At 66.0% G+C, this 22,819-nt stretch carries 18 protein-coding genes; 9 read left to right on the top strand and 9 right to left on the bottom strand.

Annotation, left to right across the window (positions count from 1 at the left end):
- Positions 1-56 precede the first annotated feature (56 nt).
- Both Q0996_RS16345 and Q0996_RS16340 read left to right on the top strand, forming a co-directional pair.
- Positions 57-959, top strand: coding sequence for a methyltetrahydrofolate cobalamin methyltransferase (locus Q0996_RS16345; RefSeq protein ID WP_299622035.1), 903 nt, complete (start codon positions 57-59; stop codon positions 957-959).
- An 8-nt stretch (positions 960-967) separates the two neighbouring features.
- Positions 968-2,989, top strand: a complete 2,022-nt coding sequence (locus Q0996_RS16340) for an ASKHA domain-containing protein (RefSeq protein ID WP_299622032.1) — start codon at positions 968-970, stop codon at positions 2,987-2,989.
- Between the two features lie 403 nt (positions 2,990-3,392).
- Here the strand turns inward: Q0996_RS16340 and Q0996_RS16335 are convergent, their stop codons facing one another.
- Positions 3,393-4,394: a GlxA family transcriptional regulator gene (locus tag Q0996_RS16335; protein ID WP_299622030.1), complete on the bottom strand. Its 1,002-nt coding sequence runs from the start codon at positions 4,392-4,394 to the stop codon at positions 3,393-3,395.
- Between the two features lie 284 nt (positions 4,395-4,678).
- Here Q0996_RS16335 and Q0996_RS16330 point away from each other — a divergent pair, with 284 nt between their 5' ends.
- From Q0996_RS16330 to Q0996_RS16315, 4 genes are read left to right on the top strand one after another with little or no spacing between them, the layout of a single operon-like run.
- Positions 4,679-5,932 carry a sarcosine oxidase subunit beta family protein gene (locus tag Q0996_RS16330; RefSeq protein ID WP_299622027.1) on the top strand — a complete coding sequence of 418 codons (1,254 nt, stop codon included), beginning with the start codon at positions 4,679-4,681 and terminating at the stop codon, positions 5,930-5,932.
- A gap of 10 nt (positions 5,933-5,942) precedes the next feature.
- A complete protein-coding gene (locus Q0996_RS16325; protein ID WP_299622025.1) occupies positions 5,943-6,236 on the top strand; it encodes a sarcosine oxidase subunit delta in 294 nt (97 codons plus the stop codon).
- 14 nt (positions 6,237-6,250) lie between these two features.
- Positions 6,251-9,262, top strand: coding sequence for a sarcosine oxidase subunit alpha family protein (locus Q0996_RS16320; RefSeq protein ID WP_322096733.1), 3,012 nt, complete (start codon positions 6,251-6,253; stop codon positions 9,260-9,262).
- Positions 9,255-9,866, top strand: coding sequence for a sarcosine oxidase subunit gamma (locus tag Q0996_RS16315; protein ID WP_299622023.1), 612 nt, complete (start codon positions 9,255-9,257; stop codon positions 9,864-9,866). The genes Q0996_RS16320 and Q0996_RS16315 overlap by 8 nt, the downstream gene beginning before the upstream one ends.
- Positions 9,867-9,929: 63 nt before the next feature.
- Here the strand turns inward: Q0996_RS16315 and Q0996_RS16310 are convergent, their stop codons facing one another.
- A complete protein-coding gene (locus Q0996_RS16310) occupies positions 9,930-11,456 on the bottom strand; it encodes a BCCT family transporter (RefSeq protein WP_299622020.1) in 1,527 nt (508 codons plus the stop codon).
- A 108-nt stretch (positions 11,457-11,564) separates the two neighbouring features.
- Positions 11,565-12,560, bottom strand: coding sequence for an extracellular solute-binding protein (locus Q0996_RS16305; RefSeq protein ID WP_299622018.1), 996 nt, complete (start codon positions 12,558-12,560; stop codon positions 11,565-11,567).
- A 212-nt stretch (positions 12,561-12,772) separates the two neighbouring features.
- Here Q0996_RS16305 and Q0996_RS16300 point away from each other — a divergent pair, with 212 nt between their 5' ends.
- Positions 12,773-13,210 carry a hypothetical protein gene (locus Q0996_RS16300; protein WP_299622015.1) on the top strand — a complete coding sequence of 146 codons (438 nt, stop codon included), beginning with the start codon at positions 12,773-12,775 and terminating at the stop codon, positions 13,208-13,210.
- A 20-nt stretch (positions 13,211-13,230) separates the two neighbouring features.
- Here the strand turns inward: Q0996_RS16300 and Q0996_RS16295 are convergent, their stop codons facing one another.
- The 4 genes from Q0996_RS16295 to Q0996_RS16280 all read right to left on the bottom strand — a co-directional run bounded on the left by Q0996_RS16295 (position 13,231) and on the right by Q0996_RS16280 (position 17,215).
- On the bottom strand, positions 13,231-13,836 hold the full coding sequence (locus Q0996_RS16295) for a hypothetical protein (protein WP_299622012.1): 606 nt from the start codon (positions 13,834-13,836) through the stop codon (positions 13,231-13,233).
- 248 nt (positions 13,837-14,084) lie between these two features.
- Positions 14,085-15,224, bottom strand: a complete 1,140-nt coding sequence (locus tag Q0996_RS16290; RefSeq protein WP_299622010.1) for an acetoin dehydrogenase dihydrolipoyllysine-residue acetyltransferase subunit — start codon at positions 15,222-15,224, stop codon at positions 14,085-14,087.
- Complete coding sequence (locus tag Q0996_RS16285; protein WP_299622007.1) at positions 15,221-16,234, bottom strand: alpha-ketoacid dehydrogenase subunit beta; 1,014 nt, start codon at positions 16,232-16,234, stop codon at positions 15,221-15,223. The genes Q0996_RS16290 and Q0996_RS16285 overlap by 4 nt, the downstream gene beginning before the upstream one ends.
- A gap of 12 nt (positions 16,235-16,246) precedes the next feature.
- Positions 16,247-17,215: a thiamine pyrophosphate-dependent dehydrogenase E1 component subunit alpha gene (locus tag Q0996_RS16280; RefSeq protein WP_299622005.1), complete on the bottom strand. Its 969-nt coding sequence runs from the start codon at positions 17,213-17,215 to the stop codon at positions 16,247-16,249.
- A 344-nt stretch (positions 17,216-17,559) separates the two neighbouring features.
- On the opposite strand from Q0996_RS16280, the gene Q0996_RS16275 reads away from it, so the two are divergent.
- Positions 17,560-17,946, top strand: coding sequence for a hypothetical protein (locus tag Q0996_RS16275; RefSeq protein ID WP_299622002.1), 387 nt, complete (start codon positions 17,560-17,562; stop codon positions 17,944-17,946).
- Positions 17,947-17,950: 4 nt separating this feature from the next.
- On the top strand, positions 17,951-18,283 hold the full coding sequence (locus Q0996_RS16270; protein ID WP_299621999.1) for a hypothetical protein: 333 nt from the start codon (positions 17,951-17,953) through the stop codon (positions 18,281-18,283).
- A gap of 95 nt (positions 18,284-18,378) precedes the next feature.
- Here Q0996_RS16270 and Q0996_RS16265 read toward each other — a convergent pair whose 3' ends face one another.
- Complete coding sequence (locus Q0996_RS16265; RefSeq protein ID WP_299621996.1) at positions 18,379-18,771, bottom strand: hypothetical protein; 393 nt, start codon at positions 18,769-18,771, stop codon at positions 18,379-18,381.
- Positions 18,772-18,785: 14 nt separating this feature from the next.
- On the bottom strand, positions 18,786-22,760 hold the full coding sequence (locus Q0996_RS16260; protein WP_299621993.1) for a tetratricopeptide repeat protein: 3,975 nt from the start codon (positions 22,758-22,760) through the stop codon (positions 18,786-18,788).
- Positions 22,761-22,819: the final 59 nt, after the last annotated feature.

Here is a 22,819-nt window from a genome sequence, read left to right as displayed (position 1 = left end):
CGGCGTATTTGCCGCGCCGGGCATCCCTTGCCCGGCTGGACAGGAGTTGAAGAGAGATGGCCAAAACGGTCGTGAGTTCGGCAACCAAGGAAGTGGTGATCGGCTTCGACCGCCCCTTCTGCATCATCGGTGAGCGCATCAATCCCACCGGGCGCAAGAAGCTGGCGGCGGAGATGGCGGCCGGCGACTTCAGCACCGTGGAGCAGGACTGCATGGCCCAGGTGGCCGCCGGCGCCCACATGCTGGACGTCAACGCGGGCATTCCGCTGGCCGACGAGCCGGCCATCCTGGCCCAGACCATTCAACTGGTGCAGTCGCTCACCGACGTTCCTCTCTCCATCGACTCCTCCATCGTCGAGGCGCTGGAAGCCGGCCTCTCCGTCTATCAGGGCAAGGCCCTGGTGAACTCGGTGACCGGCGAGGAGGAGCGGTTGGAGAGCGTCCTGCCGCTGATCAAGAAGCACGGCGCCGCCGTGGTCGCCATCTCCAACGACGAGACCGGGATCTCCGAGGACCCGGACGTGCGCTTCGCCGTCGCCAAGAAGATCGTCGAGCGCGCCGCCGACTACGGCATCCCGGCCGCCGACGTGGTGGTGGACCCGCTGGTCATGCCCATTGGCGCCCTGGGCGGTGCCGGGCGCCAGGTCTTTTCCATCGTCCGGCGCCTGCGCGACGAGCTGGGCGTCAACACCACCTGCGGCGCCTCCAACATCAGCTTCGGCCTGCCCAACCGCCACGCCCTGAATGCCGTCTTCCTGGCCATGGCCGCCGGTGCCGGCATGACCTCGGCCATCCTCAACCCGCTGCACGAGGAAGAGATGGCCGGTCTGCGCGCCGCCGACGTGCTGCTCAACCACGACAAGGATTGTCAGACCTGGATCCGCCGCTACCGCGATCCGAACGCCGGTGGCGGCGAGGCCGCGGGCCGGCGCGGGGAGCGGCGCCGGCGCCGGGGATAGGAGATCCCTTGATCGATAAAGCCCTCGTTGTCTTTACGCCTTCCGGAAAGCGTGGCCGCTTTCCCGTAGGTACGCCGCTGTTGAAAGCGGCGCAAAGCTTGGGGGTGGATATTGACTCGGTCTGCGGCGGGCGCGGCCTCTGCGGCCGCTGCCAGGTCACGGTCGGGCTGGGCGAGTTCGCCAAGCACGGGATCACCAGCCGCGCCGACCACGTCTCCGACCGCCGGGTCACGGAGGAGCGCTATGCCACCAAGAAGGGCATGGCCGAGGGGCGCCGCCTCTCCTGCCAGACCCTGCTGCTGCGCGACGTGGTCATCGACGTCCCGGCCGACAGCCAGGTCCACAAGCAGGTCGTGCGCAAGCGCGCCGAGGTGCGCGACATCGAGCTGGACCCGGCCATCCGCCTGCACTACGTGGTGGTCCAGGAACCGGACATGCACAACCCCAGCGGCGACCTGGAGCGCCTGCTGGCGGCGCTGGAGGACCAGTGGGGCCTCAGCGGCCTGGAAGCCGACCTGCGCATCCTGCAGAACCTGCAGAAGACCCTGCGCGCCGGCAACTGGCAGGTCACCGTCGCGGTCCATCGCGGCCAGGTGATCACCGCCATCTGGCCGGGCTTCCACGACCGGCCCTTCGGTCTGGCCGTCGACGTCGGCTCCACCACCATCGCAGCGCATCTCTGCAATCTCTCCACCGGCGAGGTGGTCGCCTCCTCCGGCATCATGAACCCGCAGATCCGCTTCGGCGAAGACCTGATGAGCCGGGTTTCCTACGTGATGATGAACCCGGGCGGCGAGCACGAGATGACCGACGCCGTCCGCCATGCCATCAACGACCTGACCGAGTCCGTCTGCTCCGAAGGCAAGATCGACCGCGAGGAGATCTTGAACGCGACCTTCGTCGGCAACCCGGTGATGCATCACCTGCTGCTGGGCATCGATCCGACGGAGCTAGGCGGCGCGCCCTTCGCGCTCTCGGCCAACTCCGGCATCACCCTCTGGGCCAACCAGCTCGACCTGCGCTTCCATCCCGACGCCCGGGCCTATGTCCTGCCCTGCATCGCCGGCCATGTGGGCGCCGACACCGCCGGGGTCATTCTCTCCGAGGCCCCGCACCAGACCGACAGGATGACCCTGGTGGTCGACGTCGGCACCAATGCGGAGATCGTGCTGGGCAACCGCGACCGTCTGCTGGCCTGTTCTTCGCCCACCGGCCCCGCCTTCGAAGGCGCCCAGATCTCCTGCGGCCAGCGGGCGGCGCCCGGCGCCATCGAGCGGGTGCGCATCGACGCCGAGACCTTGGAGCCGCGCTTCAAGGTGATCGGCTGCGACCTCTGGTCCGACGAGGAGGGCTTTGCGGAAGAGACGGCCCGGAGCGGCGTCACCGGGATCTGCGGTTCCGGCATCATCGAGGTGCTGGCGGAGATGTTCCTGGCCGGGCTCCTCACCAGCGACGGCACCATCGACGGGACCATGGCGGAGCGGACACCACGGATCCAGCCGGACGGGCGCACCTACTCCTACCTCGTCCACGACGGCACGCCGGAGATCCGCATCGTCCAGAACGACGTGCGCGCCATCCAGCTCGGCAAGGCGGCGCTCTACGCCGGTATCCGGTTGCTGATGGACCGCCTGGAGATCGAAGGGGTGGACCAGGTCAGACTGGCCGGTGCCTTCGGCAGCCACATCGATCCCAAGTACGCCATGATCCTGGGCATGATCCCGGACTGCCCGCTGGAGCACGTCTATGGCGCCGGCAACGCCGCCGGCACCGGCGCGCGGATTGCCCTTCTGAACCAGAAGGCACGCGACGACATCGAAGAAGTGATCCGCCAGGTGGAGAAGATCGAGACGGCGGTAGAGCCCAACTTCCAGGCTCACTTCGTCGAGGCCATGGGCATCCCCCACTCCTCGGCGGCCTTTCCCAATCTCGCCAAGGCCGTCGCCCTGCCGCAAAAGACCGGCCCCAAGGCCGCCAACGATGCCGTCGCCGGCAACGGCCGTGGCCGGCGCCGCCGCCGCCCGGCCTAAGTAGCAAGAAGCTCCATTCGCGTATGCGGTGTTCACCCTTCGAGACGCTTGCTTGCGCAAGCTCCTCAGGGTGAGGCAAGGAGCTGGAGTGATCGACTTTTCGCTGAGTATTTCATTTGAAATAAGCTATTTTATTTCAATGAGTTGCCAACGCCTCCCCTAAACCACATCGTCACCCTCGGGCTTGTCCCGAGGGTCCATGGACAGACCGAGACCCGGCCCCCGATGGATTGCCGGAACAAGTCCGGCAATGACGATCGGAGAGGTTGCAGGGCGGCAGTCCTTTGGCGGATATGGTTTCGTTTCGGTTCAGGCTCTGAGGAGTCCTGTTGGAACACGGGGACGTCCCGAAGCGCGCGGTCAATCGCCGGAGCCGCACTCCGCACGGTCGCGGAGCCGACCTCTACTGGGCGGCGCGTGTCGGCGCCTCTTCGGGCTGCAGCGGCAGGCCGCGCTCCTTGCGCGGCGTGCGGCCGAAGAAGTCGCGGTAGCACTTGGAGAAGTGGGAGGCCGAGACGAAGCCGCAGGCCAGGGCCACGTCGATCACCGACATGTTGGTCTGCAGCAGCAGCAGCCGGGCCTTGTTGAGCCGCAGTTCCAGGTAATAGCGTGCCGGCGAGCGGTTGAGGTACTTGCGGAACAGGCGCTCGAGCTGGCGGGTGGAGAGCGCCGCCTCACGGGCCAGTTCGCTGCGGGTCAGCGGCTCTTCCAGGTTCTGCTCCATCAATGAGATCACCGAGAGCAGCTTGGGGTGGCGCACCCCCAGGCGGGCCGGCAGGGAGATGCGCTGGCGGTCGTGGTGGTCGCGGATGCGCTCGTGCATGAACTGGTCCGCCACGCTGGCCGCCAGTTCGTGGCCGTGCTGGCGGGCGATGACGTTCAGCATCATGTCGATGGCCGCCGTGCCGCCGGAACAGGTGAAGCGGTTGCGGTCGATCTCGAAGAGCTCGGTGGTCACCTCGATGTCCGGGAACTCCTCGCAGAAGCCGGCCAGGTTCTCCCAGTGGATGGTGCTGCGAAAGCCCTCCAGCAGGCCGGCCCGGGCGAGGATGTAGCTGCCGGTGCAGATCGCCCCGACATCGGCGCCGCGGCGGTCCATCTTGCGCAGCCAGGCCAAGAGGCTCTTGTCCTGATGCAGGTGCACGTCCAGGCCGCCGCAGATGATGATGGTCCCGCAGCTCTCGGCCAGGTTCAGGTCGCCGGCGACGTCGAGGGCGATCCCGTTGGAGGCCGTCACCGGGGCGCCGTCGGCGGAAACCAGGAGGCGCCGGTAAAGCTCCTGCCCGCTCAGCCGGTTGGCCAGACGGAAGGACTCCACCATGCCGCTGAATGGCAGGAACGAGAAGCGCGGCACAAGAACCAGCGCGATCTTCTGAGGCAGCTCTCGTGGGACGTTACCGAACATGAAAAGACTCGGGATCCTCTATCGTGAAGGTCGAAGGGAATCCTACGACTTTGGCATAGATGCCCGTGTCGCGAACAGAGAATTTTCCGCCGGGGACCAGCAAGCCCCTGGCCCCCTGATCGAGTGCCCTGGCGCCCTGCAAGTCTGCGGAAACGAGGCTTTTCGACCGGCCCGGCGTTGCCAAGCCTGGGGTTCGATGCGAGCATGGTTAACAGGGATGTGAGGCGGCGCTCCGCAGGTGCCGCACCACGGGGTGAGGGTCAAACGGGGGACGCCGGCCGGGCATGAAACCGCGCTATTCAGTTTTCAGCCTGCTGCGCAACGCCCTCTCCTACCACGAGAATTGGCCGCAGGCCTGGCAAAGCAGCGAGCCCAAGCCGCGCTACGACGTGGTCATCGTCGGCGGCGGCGGCCATGGCCTCGCGACGGCCTACTACCTGGCCAAGAACCACGGCATCACCAACGTCGCGGTGGTGGAGCGCGGCTGGCTGGGCGGCGGCAACACCGGGCGCAACACCACCATCGTGCGCTCCAACTACCTCTGGGACCAGTCGGCGGCGCTCTACGAGCATGCCCTGAAGCTTTGGGAGGGTCTCTCCCAGGACCTCAACTACAACGTCATGTTCTCCCAGCGCGGCGTGCTCAACCTGGCGCACAACCAGCACGACCTGCGCGAAGTCTCCCGCCGCATCAACGCCAACCGTCTGAACGGCATCGACTCGGAATTCCTCACCCCGGCGCAGATCAAGGAGATGGTGCCCGTCATCGACCTGCGCGCCGGCGGCCGCTATCCGGTGCTGGGCGCCAGCCTGCAGCGCCGCGGCGGCACCGCCCGCCACGACGCCGTGGCCTGGGGCTATGCCCGCGCCGCCGGCGCCCGGGGCGTTGACATCATCCAGGAATGCCCGGTCAACGGCTTTCGCATCGAAAACGGCCGGGTCACCGGCGTGGAGACCGGCAAGGGCTTCATCGAAGCCGGCAAGGTGGGCATCGTCACCGCCGGCCATTCCAGCGTGATGGCCAACATGGCGGGCTTCCGCCTGCCGGTGCAGTCCCTGCCGCTGCAGGCCCTGGTGTCGGAGCCGGTGAAGCCGGTGATCGACACGGTGGTGATGTCCGGCGCGGTCCACGCCTACATCAGCCAGTCCGACAAGGGCGAGTTGGTGATCGGCGCCGGTGTCGACAGCTACATCGGCTACGGCCAGCGCGGCAGTCTGCCGGTGACCGAGGAGACCCTGGCCGCCATCTGCGAGCTGTTCCCGCTGTTCCGGCGCATGCGCATGCTGCGCCAGTGGGGCGGCATCGTCGACGTCTGCCCCGATGCCAGCCCGATCCTCTCCAAGACCCCGGTGGAAGGACTCTATCTGAACTGCGGCTGGGGCACCGGCGGCTTCAAGGCGACGCCCGGCTCGGGCTGGGTCTTCGCCCACACCATCGCCAACGACGCGCCCCACGAGCTGAACGCCGCCTTCAGCCTGGACCGCTTCCGCAGCGGCTTCCTCATCGACGAGCACGGCGCCGCCGCCGTGGCGCACTAGGGAGGCGAGCATGCTGCTGATCACCTGTCCTTACTGCGGCCCGCGCTGCGAGAGCGAGTTCTCCAACGGCGGCGAGGCGCACATCGAGCGGCCCAAGGACCCGGCAAGCCTCACCGATGCCGAGTGGGCGGAGTTCGTCTTCCTGCGCGACAACCCCAAGGGCCTGGTGCTGGAGCGCTGGAACCACGCCCAGGGCTGCCGCCGCTGGTTCAATGTCGCCCGCGATTCCGTGACCTACGAAATCCTGGCCGTCTATCCCATGGGCTCGCCGCCGCCGGCGCTCGAGCCCAGGCGCTACGTCTGAGGAGGAGCAGGCCCTTGTCCGGACGCATGCGTCTTCCCCACGGCGGCCAGGTCGATCACAACAAACCGCTGAACTTCACCTTCAACGGCAAGAGCTACCGCGGCCTGACCGGCGACAGCCTGGCGGCGGCGCTGCTGGCCAACGGCGTCCATCTGGTGGGCCGCAGCTTCAAGTACCACCGCCCGCGCGGCATCGTCACCGCCGGCCCGGAGGAGCCCAACGCCCTGGTCCAGGTCGGCGAGGACCCGCGCAGCGACCCCAACATCAAGGCCACCCAGTTGGAGCTGGTGGAGGGGCTGAGCGCGGCCTCGCAGAACGCCTGGCCCTCGGTGGAGTTCGACGTCGGCGCCATCAATTCGACGGCGGCGCGCCTCATCCCCGCCGGCTTCTACTACAAGACCTTCATGTGGCCGGCCAGTGCCTGGAAGACCTACGAGCACTTCATCCGCCGCGCCGCCGGCCTCGGCACCTCGCCGAGCCAGCGCGATCCCGACCGCTACGACAAGACCTACGCCCACTGCGATGTGCTGGTGGTGGGGGCGGGCCCGGCGGGTCTCGCTGCGGCGCTGGCTGCCGGGCGCGCCGGCGCGCGGGTCGTGCTGGTGGAGCAGGATCACCTGCTGGGCGGCGCCCTGCTCAGCGCCAGCGAGGAGCTGATCGACGGCAACCCGGCCCTGGACTGGGTGCGGGCCGCCGAGACCGAACTGCGGCAGATGCCCGGGGTGCGCATCCTCACCCGCACCATAGCTTACGGCGCCTTCGACCACGGCTTCTTCGGCCTGATGGAGAACGTGACCGATCACCTGGAAGAGGCGCCGGAGCACCTGCCGCGTCACCGGCTGTGGAAGCTGCGGACGAAGCAGACGGTGTTCTGCAGCGGGTCCATCGAACGGCCGCTGGTCTTCGCCGACAACGACCGGCCGGGGGTCATGACCGCCTCCGCCGTGCAGAGTTACGTCAACCGCTATGCCGTGAAGCCCGGAAAGCGTGCCGTGGTCTTCACCAACAATGACAGCGGTTACGGCGCGGCCCTGGACATGGTGGCGGCGGGGATCGAGGTGGCGGCGGTGGTCGACGCCCGTCCCATGGCCACCGGCCCCCTGAGCGAGCGGGCCGAGGCCGCGGGCCTGCGCATCCTGCCCGACCGCGTCATCGTCGGCACCGAGGGCAGGAAGCGGGTCAGCAAGGTGCGGGTCGCCGACCTCAATGCCGAAGGCGACGGGGTCGTCGGCGCGGTGGAGGAGATCGCCTGCGACCTGGTCGCCAACTCCGGCGGCTGGAACCCGACGGTCCACCTTTTCTGCCAGTCCAAAGGCAAGCTGCGCTGGGACGAAACCCACGCCTGCTTCGTGCCGGACCAGGCGATGCAGGCGAGCCAGCGCTCCGCCGGGGCCGCCAATGGCAGCTTCGGCCTCGCCTCCTGCCTCGGCGAAGGCGCCGAGGCGGGGGCCGCCGCAGCGGCCGATACCGGCTTCGACGCCGGCGCGCCGGTGGCGGCCGAGGCGGAAGACCGCGATTTCCTGCCGGGCCGCTGGCTCTGGCTGGTGCCCTCGGACAAGCCGCTCGGCAAGAAGGCCAAGCACTTCGTCGACCAGCAGAACGATGTCACCGCGGCGGACCTGAAGCTGGCCCTGCGCGAGGGCTACATCTCCATCGAGCATGTGAAGCGCTACACCACCACCGGCATGGCCACCGACCAGGGCAAGCTCGGCAACGTTAATGCCATCGGCATCGTCGCCGATGCCTTCGGCCGCCCCCTGCCGGAGGTCGGTGTCACCACCTTCCGCCCGCCCTTCACGCCGGTGAGCTTCGGCATCTTCGCCGGGCGCGACGTCGACGACCTGCTGGACCCCATCCGCCGCACGCCCATGCACGCCTGGCACGAGCGCAACGGCGCGCTCTTCGAGGACGTCGGCCAGTGGCGGCGGCCCTGGTACTACCCGCAGTATGGCGAGGACATGCATGGCGCGGTGAACCGCGAGGTGAAAGCCGTCCGGGAGTCTCTCGGCGTCCTCGACGCCTCCACCCTCGGCAAGATCGACATCCAGGGCCCCGATGCCGCCGAGTTCCTCAATCGCGTCTACACCAACGCTTGGCTGAAGCTTGACGTCGGGCGCTGCCGCTACGGCCTCATGCTGGGCGAGGACGGCATGGTGATGGACGACGGCGTCACCACGCGCCTCGGCGAGCAGCACTTTCTGATGACCACCACCACCGGCAATGCCGCGCCGGTGCTGGCCCATCTGGAGGACTACCTGCAGACCGAGTGGCCGGACCTGAAGGTCTACCTCACCTCGGTCACCGAGCAGTTCGCCACCATCACCCTCTCCGGCCCCAATGCCCGCAGGCTGATGGCCGAGATCAGCGATGCCGAGCTGTCGCCCAACGCCCTTCCCCACATGGGCTTCACAGCGGCCCGGGTGGCCGGCGTGCCAGCGCGCATCTTCCGCATCTCCTTCACCGGCGAGCTTTCCTACGAGATCAACGTGCCGGCCTCCTTCGGCATGGCGGTCTGGCAGACCGTGATGACGGCGGGCGAACGCTATGGCATCACCCCCTATGGCACCGAGTCCATGCACGTGCTGCGCGCCGAGAAGGGCTACATCATCGTCGGCCAGGAGACCGACGGCTCGGTCAATCCCCTCGATCTCGACATGGGCTGGATCGTCTCCAAGACCAAGGATTTCATCGGCAAGCGCTCGCTCACGCGTGAGGACATGCTGAAGCCCGACCGCAAGCAGCTCGTCGGTATTCTGACCAAGGACCCGGAGGAGGTGCTGCCGGAGGGCGCGCAGCTCGTCGAGCAGGTGCTGAAGGAACCGCCCATGCCGATGCTGGGCCACGTCACCTCCAGCTACCACAGCCCGAACTGCGGGCGATCCATCGCCATGGCGCTGGTGAAGGGCGGCCTCGCCAAGAAGGGCGAGACCCTCTTCGCCCCGCTGGAGGGCGGCAAGGTGGTGCCCTGCGTCGTCGCCGACAGCCCCGTGTTCTTCGATCCGGATGGGGAGCGGATGCGTGGTTGAGAATTACCTGAGACAGAGCGCCCTGGCCCACCTGGGCCTGGAGGGCCGGGCCGCCACGGACGAGGCCGAAGCGCCGGTGCGGCTGCACGAACGGGTGCTGCCGGCCGCGGTGAACCTGCGCGGCGACAGCGACGATCCGGGCTTTCTGGAAGCCGTGAAGCTGGCCGCCGGTCTCGACCTGCCGCTGGCCCCCAACACCACCAGGGGCGATGAAAGGCGGGCCGCACTCTGGCTGGGCCCGGACGAGTGGCTGCTGCTGCACCACGACGCGGAGCCGGACGCCGAAAGCCGCTTGGCCGCCAAGCTGCGCGAGGCCCTGGCGGGCCGTCACTCTGCGGTGACGGAGGTGGGCGAAAGCCTGGCCTGCATCCGAGTGGCTGGGCCGCGGGCCGCCGATGTCATCGCCAAGGGCTGCCCGCTGGACCTCCACCCGAGCGTCTTCGGCGGAGCCGGCCGCTGCGCCCAAAGCCACCTCGCCAAGACCGCCGTGACGCTGCATCAGGTGAGTCACGAGCCGGCCTTCGACGTCTACACCCGCCGCTCCTTCTCAGACTACCTCTGGCGCTGGCTCAGCGACGCGGCGCGGGAATACGCCGAGGCCTGAATGCCGGCCCCCCCTCTTCGGGCCGGAGTGGTCCGGCCCGAAGAGAAGAACGGTTCCCCGGTATCAGCGATTGAGGTAGCGCAAGGCGAGCTTGTCCTCGAACTCCTCGACCGGGAAGTCCTCGTGCAGGGTCTGCACCATGCCGTAGGTCATCGCCAGCAGGGCGACGGCAATGGGCAGGCCCGCGACGATCGACGCGGTCTGCAGCGCGTTCAGACCACCGGCCAGCATCAGCACACCGGCGACCACACCTGACGTCAGGCCCCAGAAGATCCGGAACTTGATTGGCGGGTGCTCGTCGCCCATGGACAGCATGGTGCACATCACCAGGGTGCCGGAGTCCGACGAGGTTACGAACCAGGAGATCAGCAGCACCGTGGTGAGGATGGTGATCGGCGTGACCAGCCAGTCGTAGCCGAAGCCGGCGATGGTCTGGAACACTCCGCTGGCGTAGTTGTTGTTCACCGCGTCCACCACGCCGGCGGCGTTGAAGAGGTCGACGCCCACGGCGGCACCGCCGAAGACGCCCATCCACAGCACCACCACCGAGGTCGGCACCAGCAGCACGCAGAAGCAGAACTGCCGGATGGTGCGGCCCTTGGAGATGCGGGCGATGAACAGGCCGACGAAGGGGCACCAGGCGATCCACCAGCCCCAATAGAAGATCGTCCACCAGCTCTGCCACTGGCGTTCCGGCTCGCCGTCGATCCAGAAGCCCATGGGGATCACGTTCCAGATGTACTCGCCGGCCCCGGTGATCACCATACCCAGGATGAAGGCGGTCGGTCCGAGGACGATGAACAGCAGCAGCAGGCCGAGGCTGGCCCAGACGTTGATCTCACTGAGGATGCGCACGCCCCGGCTGACACCGGAGGCCGCCGATGTCGTCCCCAGGATGGTGATGAAGCCGACCAGGATGAGCTGGTTGGTCGTGGTGTTGGACAGCCAGCCCAGGTTTTCCAGACCCGCCGCGATGGGGGCGACGCCCAGGCCCAGGGAGGTCGCGAGACCGAAGATCGTGCCGAAGACGCCGATCAGATCGACCAGGTGCCCCCAGGGGCCGTAGACCTTCTCCTTCAGGATCGGATAGAGCGCCGCCCTGAGTGAGAGCGGCAGATCCTTGCGGTAGGCGAAGTAGGCGAGGCTCAGGCCCACCAGGACATAAAGCCCCCAGCCGTGCAGCCCCCAGTGAAAGATGGTGACGCGAATGGCCGAGGCCGCCGCCTCTACGGAGCCCGGCTCGATGCCTTCGCGGGTGAGGAAGGGGCTGTCCTGGATGTGGTACATCGGCTCGGCCACGCCCCAGTAGATCAGGCCGGAGCCCAGGCCGGCGCTGAACAGCATGCAGATCCACGAGAAGGTCGAGAAATCCGGCTCGTCGTCCTCCTTGCCCAGCTTCACGCTGCCGAAACGGCTGACCATGAGCCAGAACACGAAGAAGAGGGCGACGCTGACCACCAGCACATAGAACCAGTCCAGCGCACCGATGATGAAATCCTTGGCCCGGGTAAAGACTTGTCCCGAAAACTCGACATCCTGAATTGTGAAAAGCACAAATCCGATAATCATGACCATCGATGCAATGCCCATGAAGGCATTCATCCCGGTGAATAGCCCAGATTTGGCAACCAGATCTTCCGGCGACACTTTGGATGCGTCACTCATTGGTCCTTGCTCCTTATGTCTTATCTTTCTTGTTCAGCGCACCGTGCCGGAAGCACCCTGCCGGCCGGCTTCCTTGAGCCAGGCGTCAAAGGCCTCTTCCAGAGCTGCATGGTTCTCTGCCCACCACTCGGCATCCGAGCGGATCACGATCTTGTCGTCGAAGGCCGGATTGTTCGGAAGGCGCGCCAGCACCTCGTCCGACAGCAGCGCCAGGGACGAGCGCCGTGTCGGGCCGTTCGGCAGATAGCCGACCATCCGGGCGAGGGACTCCGAACTGCTGGCGTAGCGGATGAAGTCGATCGCCGCCTGCTTGTTGCGGCTGCCCTTCGGGATCCCGAAGAGATCGAGTTCGATCACCCGGCCGTTCCAGACCATGGCGAAGTCGGCGCCGGGCTCTTCCGAAGCGAGGGCCCCGGTGGTCGCCCAGACCATGGACATGGTGACTTCGCCATCGTTCAGGAAGCGCACGGGTTCGCGCCCGTTGCTCCAGAGCTGCAGACCCGGCTTGATGGCATTCATCACCGAGAGGGCGCGTTCGATGCCCTCCTCGGTCTCCAGGGTCTTGTAGACATCTTCCTGCGCCACCCCGTCGGCGATCAGCGCCCACTCCATGATAACCGTCGGATCGTCGCGGATGGCGCGGCGGCCGGGGAAGGCATCGGTATTGAAGAAGTCGTTGATCGTGCTCGGTGCCTGGCCGTCGAAGCTGCCCTTGTCGTAGGCAAAGGCCGTCGCCCAGACGATGACGCCGACACCGCATTCGTTCAGCGCCCCCTCGACGAAATCGTCGCGGAAACCGCTGCCGTCCTTGCCGTCGGGCAGTTCGATGTCGTCCAGCTTTTCGAGCAGGCCTTCGTTGCAGGCACGCAGCGAGTCCGCCTGGGTCAGGTCGACCACGTCCCAGACGACATTGGCGGATTCCACCTGGTCGCGGATCTCGTTGATGCCGCCGGCATAGTGCTCCACATGCACCCGAGCACCGGTCTCGTCTTCGTAAGGGCGGACGAAGCCCAGCATCTGGCTGCGCATATAGGGTCCGGTCCAGGATGTGAAGGTGATCGCGCTTGTCGGACCTGAGCCCGCGCTCTCCTGAGCCTGCGCGCCGCTGGCAAGGGCCGCCGATCCCAGAAGAACAACAGCGGCACAGCGGCCGCCAAGGCGCAAAATATCGCCTAGAGTCATAGCTTTACCTCCCTTGGTGCCTTAGGCTTCTTGTACAAACAACGCCATACAGAGCTGACGTGGTGGAGACCGACACGGAGTCTCCGGGCACAATTTTGCAGGATTTTAGCGTCAAATTGCCAGCGCGCATTCCGCAGATCGCGACTCCTGCGGGTCTATTTGCGCAGGCGCGGGGAGCCGCGGCCGCTCTGCTACCAAGGCGCCTTACACAACGCTATCCAGGGTCGCTGCGAGATGCCGCGCTGCAGCAGCGGGACTTCGGCTGGACCATGGCCAAGGAACATGTCGTCGCCGATAACCCCGCCTCCCTGGGGATGACCGAGGCCTGCAGCCTCGACAATGACGGCGGCTATGCGTCGCTGGCGGTCATCAACTTGTATCAGGTGATCGACAAAGACCAACAAGGTCCTGCGCTCGACATCAACACCCGCTCCTACTTCGCCGACCATCTCTGGCGCTGGCTGAGCGACTTCGCTCCAGAAATCATCGATGGCTAGCGTGTGGATGATTTCTCCAACTATTCGTCCAGGTGTTCGAGTTGTTTCAGCGCCTTCTCTTTAAGTCCGTGACTGTTCGCTTCATAGAAAACCCACATCGGAACCGCCCAAAGGGCGAGCGCAAAACACAATATTGCGAGCACAGGGTTGCAGACCAGGTTCACCACGCCAATCAGACCAAGGTTCAGAATTGAGCTCCTCGCAATCCTGTCACGGCTGCTGCGCATTTCTAGCTGCTTTGCTACTTCAGGAAGCTTCTCCGGCAGTTGGATTTCAAGTTTGTCACGTTCGGCGTTTTTGTCGTCTTCGGCTCGGCGGTCTTCAAGTTCTGGAAACCCTTTCCAAACGAATTTCCAAAAGTCAGCAACTCGGCTCGCCCGGTCTGAACCGACGAACCTTCGAGCACGGGCCTTGTAGGTACCACCCTTTCGCGGCAACCAAGTAACCACTGCAAAGGCTGCTGAGTCTATAAACATCCCAATTACGTAGATGGCCGGCACCAACGCAGCAGCCTGCAAGGCGTTTAGTTCAATGGCGGCCCCCTGCAGCCCGCCTAGAGGCAAAACCCAAAATAAAGCCAAAGCACCAACAACGAGATACTCGATAAAGAGTCCGGGTAACGCCATAGGTCCTTGCCTCGCACTCGCCAATCAATAGATCCATTACAAGAATGCTAGCTGACGTTGCATGAATGGTCATCGCTGAAATGCAACTGATCCAATCTGCTTCGCAGCAAAACAAGATTTGATGCAGTTTGCGCATTGAAGTGGGCGGATCACGACAATCCACCATGGATCGAAGTTACCCGTTGCGTTGGCAGGCTCATCAAGTGCTGAAAAACACTGGAAGAAAATAGCTACCTGAGCGGCTTCAGTTAGCTACCGAACTCCGCGATCAGGCGGTTGACCTCGCCGGCGGCTTCCATCTGGGGCATGTGGCCGATTTTCTCCAGGATCTGCAGGCGCACGTTGGCGGGCAATCCTTCGGCATGGGCGGGCGGGACGATGGAGTCCTCATCGCCCCAGATCACCTGCACCGGCATGGCGAGGCTCTCCAGCCGGTCCTTCATCACCAGGGCCTGGTGGCCGTCGGGGAAGAGGGTATCGGCGAGGGTCCTGAGCGCCGCATTCACACCGTCGAGGCGCTTGTACTTCTGCACCTCGTTCACCATGTCGCGGCTGACCAGTTCGGGATCGGCGAAGAGTTGCTGCAGCAGGCTCTTGATCTCCTTGCGCCGCTCGGCCTCGGCAAAGCCTCTCACATAGTCGACGTTCAGTTCGCGGCCCAGCCCCGCCGGCGCCAGCAGGGTGAGGCGCTGCACGAGGTCCGGGTTGTCGAGGGCCAGCTTCAGGGCCACCGCACCGCCCATGGAATGGCCGACGAGATGTGCCGGGCCGGTGCCCACCGCCGCCATGTAGTCGGCCAGCAGCGCCGCCAGGGCGGCCACGTCGAGGCCGCCGACGGCCTTCTCGGCGCGGCCGTGGCCCGGCAGATCCATTGCGTAGACCCGCTGGGTCTCGGCGAGCACCGGCTGGTTGAACAGCCAGCCGTTGAGGTCGCCGCCGAAGCCGTGGACCAGCACGATAGCCCCACCGTCCTCCGGGCCCATGCGCAGGTGACTGAGCGCGCGCCCGGCAACCGTGATCGCCTCGGCCTCCGGGGCGTCGGCCGTGTCGGCGGCCTCGACCACGAAGTTGGCCTGAAAGTCGGCGATGAAAGCCTCGATCTCGGCATCCGGCGTATCGGCCCCGGCGGCGACGCCCAGCAGCGCTCCGACGGGCACCGTCTCGCCCTCCGCCACCACCCGGCGCCGCAGGGTGCCGGCGATCGGGCTTTCGAAGACGTTGGTGATCTTGGTGGTCTCGATCTCCAGGATCTCCTCGCCGCTTTCGATGGCGGCGCCCTCCTCCGCCATCCAGGCGCTCACCTTGCCTTCCTCCATGGCAAGGCCCCACTTGGGCATGGTGATGGCCTGAATGGCGCCGCCAGAAACAGGGGCAGCGGCGTCGCTCATGCCTGGGCTCCCATCACCGAGCGCACCGCCTCTTCGATCTGCTCGGGACCCGGGATGTAGAGATCCTCCAGCTCGGCAGCGAAGGGTACCGGCGTGTGCGGCGGCGTCACCATGCGGATCGGCGCCTTCAGCGCGGAGAAGGCCCGCTCGGACACCAGCGCGGAGATGTCGGTCGCGATGTTGCAGCGCGGGCTCGCCTCGTCGACGATCACCAGACGTCCCGTGTCCTCGACGCATTCGAGGATGGTGTCCTCGTCCAGCGGCGAGGTGGTGCGCGGGTCGACCACGGTGCAGCCGATGCCCTCGCCCTCCAGCTTGTCGGCCACCTGGTTGGCGAACTGCACCATGCGGCCGATGGCGACGATGGTCACGTCGTCGCCCTCGCGGGTCAGGTTCGCTTCGCCGAAGGGGATGGTGTAGGCCTCGTCGGGCACCTCCTCCTCGTCGTCGTACATCACCTTGTGCTCGAAGAAGATCACCGGGTCGTCGTCGCGGATCGCCTGGATCAGCAGACCCTTGGCCTCGTAGGGCGAGGAGGGAATCGCCACCTTCAGCCCCGGCATGTGGGTGAAGACGGGATAGAGGCACTGGCTGTGCTGGCTGGCGGCGCGGAAGCCGGCGCCGTACATGGTGCGCACCACCATGGGCGTCACCGCCTTGCCGCCGAACATGTAACGGAATTTGCCCGCCTGATTGAAGATCTGGTCGAGGCAGACGCCCATGAAGTCGACGAACATCAGCTCGGCCACCGGCCTCAGGCCCGTGGCCGCCGCCCCGGCTGCGGCACCGACGAAGGCGCTCTCGCTGATCGGGGTGTCGAGCACCCGGTCGCGGCCGAACTCCGGCATCAGCCCCTTGGTGACGCCCAGGGGGCCGCCCCAGGCATCGTCCTCGCCGGCCGCGCCCATGCCGCCGGCAACATCCTCGCCCATCAGGATCACCGTCGGGTCGCGGCGCATTTCCATGGCAAGGGCTTCGTTGATCGCCTGGCGAAAGGATTTCTTGGCCATTTCCGCCTCCCCTCAGTAAGTCACGTAGACATCGGTGGTGAGATCGTCGCGGGTCGGCGGCGGCGCGGCCACGGACTCGCCGACGGCCTCGTCGATCAGGCCGGCGACGGAACGGTCGATCTCGTCCATCTCCGCGGCGTCCAGCAGCCCGGTCTCGCCCACCCGCTGGCGGAAGATCGCCAGGCTGTCGCGCTGCTGGCGCAGGCCGTCCACCTCGCCGTCGGGGCGGTAGGTCATGGCATCGCCCTCGAAATGGCCGAAGTAGCGGTTCAGCCGGACATGCAGCAGGCTGGGCCCGCCGCCGTCGCGCGCCTTGGCGATGACGTCGCGGGCGGCTTCATAGACCGCGAAGAAGTCATGCCCGTCGACCTCGAAGCCCTCCATGCCAAAGGCCTCCGCGCGCTTGATCTGGCTGCCGCCCACCGACCAGGACGAGGCGGTGGACTCGGCGTAACCGTTGTCCTCCACCACGAAAACCGCCGGCAGGTTCCAGACCTTCGCCAGATTGTAGGACTCCAAGGTGGTGCCCTGGTTGGAGCCGCCGTCGCCGACGAAGGCCACGGCAACGCCGCCGGTGCCCAGGGTCTTGGCGCTCAGCGCCGCCCCGCAGATCAGCGGCGGGCCGCCGCCGACGATGCCGTTGGCGCCCATCATGCCCTTGGAGAGATCGGCGATGTGCATGGAGCCGCCCTTGCCGCCGCAGAGCCCGCCGCGGCGGCCATAGATCTCCTGCATCATGCCTTTCACGTCGCAGCCCTTGGCAATGCAGTGGCCGTGACCGCGGTGGGTGGAGGCGATGTTGTCCTTGTCGTTGAGGTTCATGCAGACGCCGACGGCCGAAGCCTCTTCACCGGCGTAGAGGTGGACGAAGCCCGGAATACTGCCGCCGGCGAACTCCTCATGCACCCGCTCCTCGAAATCGCGGATCGTGCGCATCTGGGTATAGGCCCGGACGAGATCTTCTTTGCTCAACTGAAGCATTGGCGTCTTTCCTCCCATGTCGGCCGTTGGTCGGCCATATCGTGCAACCTGCCGGCCCGCGGGGGACCGGGTGACGCGATGTGGAACCGACTCAAAAAGCAACAACACGGGCGGGCGGACCGTTGTTCCGGGACCGGCCGACAGTCAGGTCGACTCACACCGAGACAGCTTGTTGGTCTCTTTGCCCGGCAGTGTGACCGAGGTCTCATCGCCAATCAATGGACATTTGTAAGAAAGAAATTTCATTCGTTCGCCTGAAGGAAACAGAGAACGGTACACGCGGACCGGCTTCCGCGCTCACCGGCTCACGGTCTATGCTGGCGCCAAACACAGGAGGATCGGCCATGCGCCGCATTGCTTGCGCCCTGGTTGCGGGCCTGACCGTCTTCGCTTCGCTTCCTTTTCCGGCCCTGGCCGACGAAAAGTTGACCGCCGCGGAGATCCGCACGTTGCTGGACGGCCGTACCGCTCTCGGCAATTGGCGCGGAACCGACACGCGGCAGTACTTCGCGACCTCGGGGTTGACGGTCTATCTTGAGAAGGGCGGCATCCCCGACGAGGGCAAGTGGCGGGTCGACGAGGCGAAGAACCAGTACTGCTCCTGGTGGCAGCGCGGCGGCTGGAGCTGCTACGACGTGGAGACCGACGGCGCGACCCACTACTGGGTCTCGCCCGGCAGCGACTACCGCTCCCCCTTCACCATGACCGACGGCAGGCAGATGGGCTTCTGAGGCCGTGTTCGTCTACTACCTCGACGCCTGTCTCACGCCCTATTGGAAGCTGCTTGTGCTCGGCCTCTGGTTGGTCACGCTGCTCTTCATCGCTCTGCAGGGCCGCGGACTGCTGCGGGCCTCGGCGGTCCGCCGCTCCCTGGACGCCTCCGGGATCAGTGGCGAGGCCTATGAGCGCCTGAAGCCGGACCCCGGCAAATACTGGCGCCGGCTCGGTATCTGGGGGCTGCTGTCGATTGCCGTTTTGCTGGGATACGTGCAGTTCTTCAGCACCTTCAAATGTACCCCCGACTCGCTTCTCTACTGGGTCCCGCAGTATGGCAATCAGGCCCAATGACCCTCGAGCGCGATCACCTCGCCGTCTTCGAGAAAACGGAGGGGCCGGAGCCGAGGCGACGAAAGTCGAAAATGCGCTAGCCCCGAGAGCCAGGCTCAGTCCCGATTGATCTTGACGACGTTGTCGGCTCCGGCGACTTGGGCGGCCTGGTTTCCGTCACCGGATTGGGTGATCGTCTGGCTCGCCTCGATCTTGTGGCCGGCGGCCTCCAGGAGTCTTGTCAACTCCTCGGCCAAGCCCTGGTCCGCCTCCAAGCGGGTCAGCAGGGCTCCTTCGACCATCTTCTGCGCGCCCGCGGATTGGGGATTTGCCGCCAGGCTGTCCAGGGCCCCTCGTTCCGCGGGGTCCGAGAGCTTGGTCCGCAGCCAGGACAGGACCTTGCCGCCGACCGCCTTCGCCGCTTCGTCGGCAAAGGCCGTCGCCTTCGACCCAAGATAACCCTGCACCGATGCCAGAGCCGTCGATGCCAACACGCCGATGTCTACCATAGCTTCACGCCTCCTCAGTTGGAGATTGAGTCCAGGTCGATCACACCCAGTGCCTCCAGCTTCTCGATCACCGGGCTCATCGTATCCCAATCGATCTGTCTGCCGGCAGCCTTCAGGCTTGCTTCGTAGTCGCCAAACAGGCGGGCAGCCCGTGGCCCGTGGTGCGCAGGGTCGTCCTCCAAACAGAGAGCGATGGCGGACAGGCCCTCGGCAAACGAGTCGCCCGCTTCCGAGAGGCGTCCCAGGCTTCGCAGGAGGGCGCCATGAAACCCGCAGTTGGTCGCCAGGTCCGATGCGAAGACAAGCGGTCTTTCGTTGGTGAGCGCACGGCGCAGCGGCAGCGCTTCCTTGCTGGCTTCGAGTGCCTCCTCCAGCCGGGAAAGATCAGCATAGCAGACCGAAAGGCCCATGAGGGCCCTGGCACGGTCGACCCGAAATCTCACCGAAGGATTCACCGCCAACTCACGATAGAGCGTCACACTCTCCTCGTAGGCGCCGACCGCCTCTTCGGTCCGCTTGAAGTCGGACAGCAAGCCGGCGACACGTTTGAGCGCCTCGGCAAGATCGGGACCATAGGTGTCCGGCTGCTCTTCGGCGAGTTTCCGGAACACGGTGACCATCTCCTCGCTGACCTTCAGCGCGTCCGCCCTGCGATCGAGCCTGACCAGTCGAATTGCCAGATAGCGGAGGCTTCTGGCGAGGTCCGGCCTGTGCTGCTCCGGTTGATCGGCGGAGAGTTTACGATACAGGTCCACCGCCTCCCGGCTGGCCGCCGAAGCATCCTCGTCCCGCCGTCGGTCGGCCAAACCAATCGAAAGATCGATGAGGCTTCGCGCCAGATCCGGCAGGAACCTCGCAGGCTGCTCCTCGGCAAGGTCCCGGTAGATCGCCACAGCCTCCTCGCGGGCCGACAGCGATTCTTCCCACAGCTCAGCATCTCGGCGGCGAAAGGATAGGAGCATCAGGCTGTTGGCCAGGCTGGATCGGACAGAGCCCTCTTGGGAAGCAACCAGTTTTCGGTAGAGGGCCACGCCCTCCTCGCACGCCGCGAGGCCTTCCTTCACCCGGCGCAGGCGCCCATAGCGGCCGGAGACGGCAATCAGGCTGCTGGCAAGATCGCGGGCAGAGGCATCAGGCTGCTCCTTGGCTAGCTCGCGGTGAAGCGCCACACTCTCTTCGCTGGCCGCCAAGGCATCCTCATGAAGACCGAGCCGAGTCTGGCGATTGGCAAGGTCGCTCAGGACCCTTGCGAGATCGCGCGTGTAAGCCTGCGGATCTATCGCTGCCTGGTCTCGCAACAGCGCCATCGCTTCTTCGCTGGCTGCCAGGGCATCCTCATCGCGGCCAAGATCGCCCAGACGCCTGGAAAGCGCGCTGAGGCTTCGCGCCAGATCCCGTATCGCCCTGCTGGAGCCGCCGGCGGCCAGCGCACGGCGGAGGTCAACGGCTTCCCGGCTGGCGTCCAGCGCCTCATCAAAACGCCGGAGGTCGGTGAAATGGCGCGAGAGGGACTCAAGGCTCCTGCCAAGCGCGACCCTGGACCTTTCCGGCTCGGCCTCGTCCAACTCGCGAAGCAGCGCAATCGCCTCCTGGCATGCGCCGAGCGCTTCCTGGTGGCGATTCAGATCGGCCAGTCGGGTGGAGAAGTTGTCAAGGATCCTGGCGAGTTCCGACTTGAAGCGATCCGGCTGGTTGGCGAAGAGCTCGCGATAGAGAAGCACCGCTTCCTCACCGGCCAGCATTGCCTCTTCGAAGCTCCTGAGGTTTGCATGGCGCAGCGACAGCGAGCCGAGGCTGAGGGCGAGACGAGGCAAGAACGCATCGCGCCGTGCAGCGGCGAGTTCTCTGCTTATCGTCACGGCCTCCTGGCATGTCGCAAGCGCCTCTGCCCGGTGCCCAAGGTCGGCGAGACAGTGGGAAAGGATGTGGAGGCTGCTGGCCAGATCCTGTGCAACGACCTCTGGCTGCCTCATATGGCTCAATCGATCGAGCTCTACGGCCTCTTCGCTCGCCTCCAGTGCCTCCGAATAGCGGTCCAGATCCGCAAGCCGGTTCGCCAGGCCGTTGAGTGATCGCGCAAGGTCGCGCTCGAATGCTCTGGGTTGCCGCTTTGCCAATGGCCGCAGCAACGCCACCGATTCCTGAATGGCGGCCAAAGCCTCGCTCTGACGGTCAAGGGCCTTGTAACAGTGGGAGAGGGAACTGAGACTCCTTGCGACCTCGGAAGAGAGCGCTTCCGGCTGTTCAGCAGCGAGTTGCCGGCTGAACGCCAGGGCTTCCTGGCAGGCAGCGAGTGCCTCTTCGCGGCGCTCGAGTTCCGACAGAGTGAACGAGAGGTTTCTGAGGCTGGCGACAAGCGCCGGCGTGAAAGCCTCGGGGTCCGCTTCGGCGAGCCTGCGTCGCAGTGCGACGGCCTCTCGCACGGCCGCAAGGGCGTCTTCGCGGCGCCCGAGGTCGGAAAGGTCGAAGGCGATGTTGTTGAAGGCCTTCGCACGATCGACCATGACCCTCTCCGACTGGGCCTTCTTGCCCTTGGCCGGCAGCGAGTCGAGAACGGCCTCGTTGATCCGCAAGGCCACCTGGCGCAGAACCAGACTCTGCTTCGGGATGGCATTGGAGAGATCCATCAGGCTGGACGGATCGCTCCCGGCATGGTCGACCAAGCCGTCCAGCCAGGCGAGCGCCCGGTCATGCCCCCGGATGGCGAAGTCCTGGCAGGTTCTGATGACCGTGGCGGCGACGGCGGAGGAATCGGACTCTGCGGCGCGCAACACGGGAGCCAGGCCATCGCGTCCGTCATATCCGTCCCACACCTGCAGCAGCACCGCCTCGCCGATGACATCGGGAACGATGGGATCGAGACCACCCCCCTCACGTCGCAGGACTTCGCTCAGCGCCGCGTAGACGGCAGGCACGGCGCCACCGGCTTCACCATAGCGCAGGGCCTTCTTTTCCCGCTCGATGGCATCCAGGGCTGCCTCCCGGTCGAGGCCCTGGCACAGCGTCACAACGGCGGCCACGTGTTCGGCCAAAGGTTCATCGAGCTGCTTGGCACGGGCGATGCGCGATACCCGCTGCCGCTCCCGGGCCGCGAGTTCGAAGGCGAGTTCGTCAGGCGCGAGGGACAGGGCCCTCGCCAGCCCGTCGCGGGAGGCGGCGAGGCCCGCCATCATCAGGAACAGCGGCTCGCCACCCCAGGAGAGTTCGGCCAGATTGCGGTCGAAGGCAGCATCGTCGCCGGGTTCCGGCGGCCGCTCGTCGCAGCCGGCGCGGTCCAGCATGGCCGCGATGATCGCGCGCCGCCGTTCGGCACCGTCGATGGGCGGCAGCATCATGGGCTCGGGCAGGTCCAGCAGACGCTGCACGGCGCGGGCATCGCCACCGCCGCGGCCGAAAACCGTTTCCCACCAGCCGCCGCGCGGGTCCGCCTGACGCTCCAGCAACAAGAGGCGCAAGGGACGTTTGCGACCGCTCTCCTCTTCGCCCAGCGCCGGATTGTCGGCCAGTTCGACCAGCCACTCGTGGAGCGCTTCGGCCTGACTGGCGACGTAGTCGACGACAATCAGGACCGGCGTGTTCCAGCTCCAGCTCCGCACGTTCTGCTGGTTGCGAAAGCGGGCCATCTCGGTGGAGGTCAGGAAGCCGGCGCGCCAGCCTTCGCCGCGCATCGCTTCGCAGAGTTCCAGGGCTAGGCGCGTTTTGCCGCGGCCGGCGGTCCCGACAAGCACGCGCAGGGAGATCGCTTCGCCGTTTCCGAGCCACTGCCGAAGATCGTCCATGGTCTCGTCGCGCCAGAGAATGTCGATACTCTGCGCATAGGGGCTGACGAGATCGGCCTCGGACTCTCTGCCGTCCACGAGGTCGATGCGACGGCGTTGGGTATAGAGGGTCAGTTCCAGGTGCGGCAGGTTCACGAGAACCGTGTTGCCGTCCCCTTCGATCTGGACGACGACGTTGCCCCGCCCGTCAACGGAAGCCTGCTGTGCCATGGCGCGGTAATCCCGGCGCTTGCCGACGGCTCAGCCTAGCAGACTTCACTCCGGGCGAA

Source organism: Pelagibius sp., from assembly GCF_028289705.1.
In the GTDB taxonomy this organism is placed as follows: domain Bacteria; phylum Pseudomonadota; class Alphaproteobacteria; order Kiloniellales; family Kiloniellaceae; genus Pelagibius.
This window is presented reverse-complemented; position numbering and strand designations above follow the sequence as displayed.

Bases quoted from the DNA above. Each gene is read 5' to 3' on its own strand.
- Q0996_RS16275 (WP_299622002.1), top strand. From the start codon at position 17,560: ATGCGCCGCATTGCTTGCGCCCTGGTTGCGGGCCTGACCGTCTTCGCT.
- Q0996_RS16290 (WP_299622010.1), bottom strand. From the start codon at position 15,224: ATGAGCGACGCCGCTGCCCCTGTTTCTGGCGGCGCCATTCAGGCCATC.
- Q0996_RS16345 (WP_299622035.1), top strand. From the start codon at position 57: ATGGCCAAAACGGTCGTGAGTTCGGCAACCAAGGAAGTGGTGATCGGC.
- Q0996_RS16330 (WP_299622027.1), top strand. From the start codon at position 4,679: ATGAAACCGCGCTATTCAGTTTTCAGCCTGCTGCGCAACGCCCTCTCC.
- Q0996_RS16260 (WP_299621993.1), bottom strand. From the start codon at position 22,760: ATGGCACAGCAGGCTTCCGTTGACGGGCGGGGCAACGTCGTCGTCCAG.
- Q0996_RS16285 (WP_299622007.1), bottom strand. From the start codon at position 16,234: ATGGCCAAGAAATCCTTTCGCCAGGCGATCAACGAAGCCCTTGCCATG.
- Q0996_RS16310 (WP_299622020.1), bottom strand. From the start codon at position 11,456: ATGGGCATTGCATCGATGGTCATGATTATCGGATTTGTGCTTTTCACA.
- Q0996_RS16295 (WP_299622012.1), bottom strand. From the start codon at position 13,836: ATGGCGTTACCCGGACTCTTTATCGAGTATCTCGTTGTTGGTGCTTTG.
- Q0996_RS16280 (WP_299622005.1), bottom strand. From the start codon at position 17,215: ATGCTTCAGTTGAGCAAAGAAGATCTCGTCCGGGCCTATACCCAGATG.
- Q0996_RS16305 (WP_299622018.1), bottom strand. From the start codon at position 12,560: ATGCGCAGCCAGATGCTGGGCTTCGTCCGCCCTTACGAAGACGAGACC.
- Q0996_RS16265 (WP_299621996.1), bottom strand. From the start codon at position 18,771: ATGGTAGACATCGGCGTGTTGGCATCGACGGCTCTGGCATCGGTGCAG.
- Q0996_RS16335 (WP_299622030.1), bottom strand. From the start codon at position 4,394: ATGTTCGGTAACGTCCCACGAGAGCTGCCTCAGAAGATCGCGCTGGTT.
- Q0996_RS16325 (WP_299622025.1), top strand. From the start codon at position 5,943: ATGCTGCTGATCACCTGTCCTTACTGCGGCCCGCGCTGCGAGAGCGAG.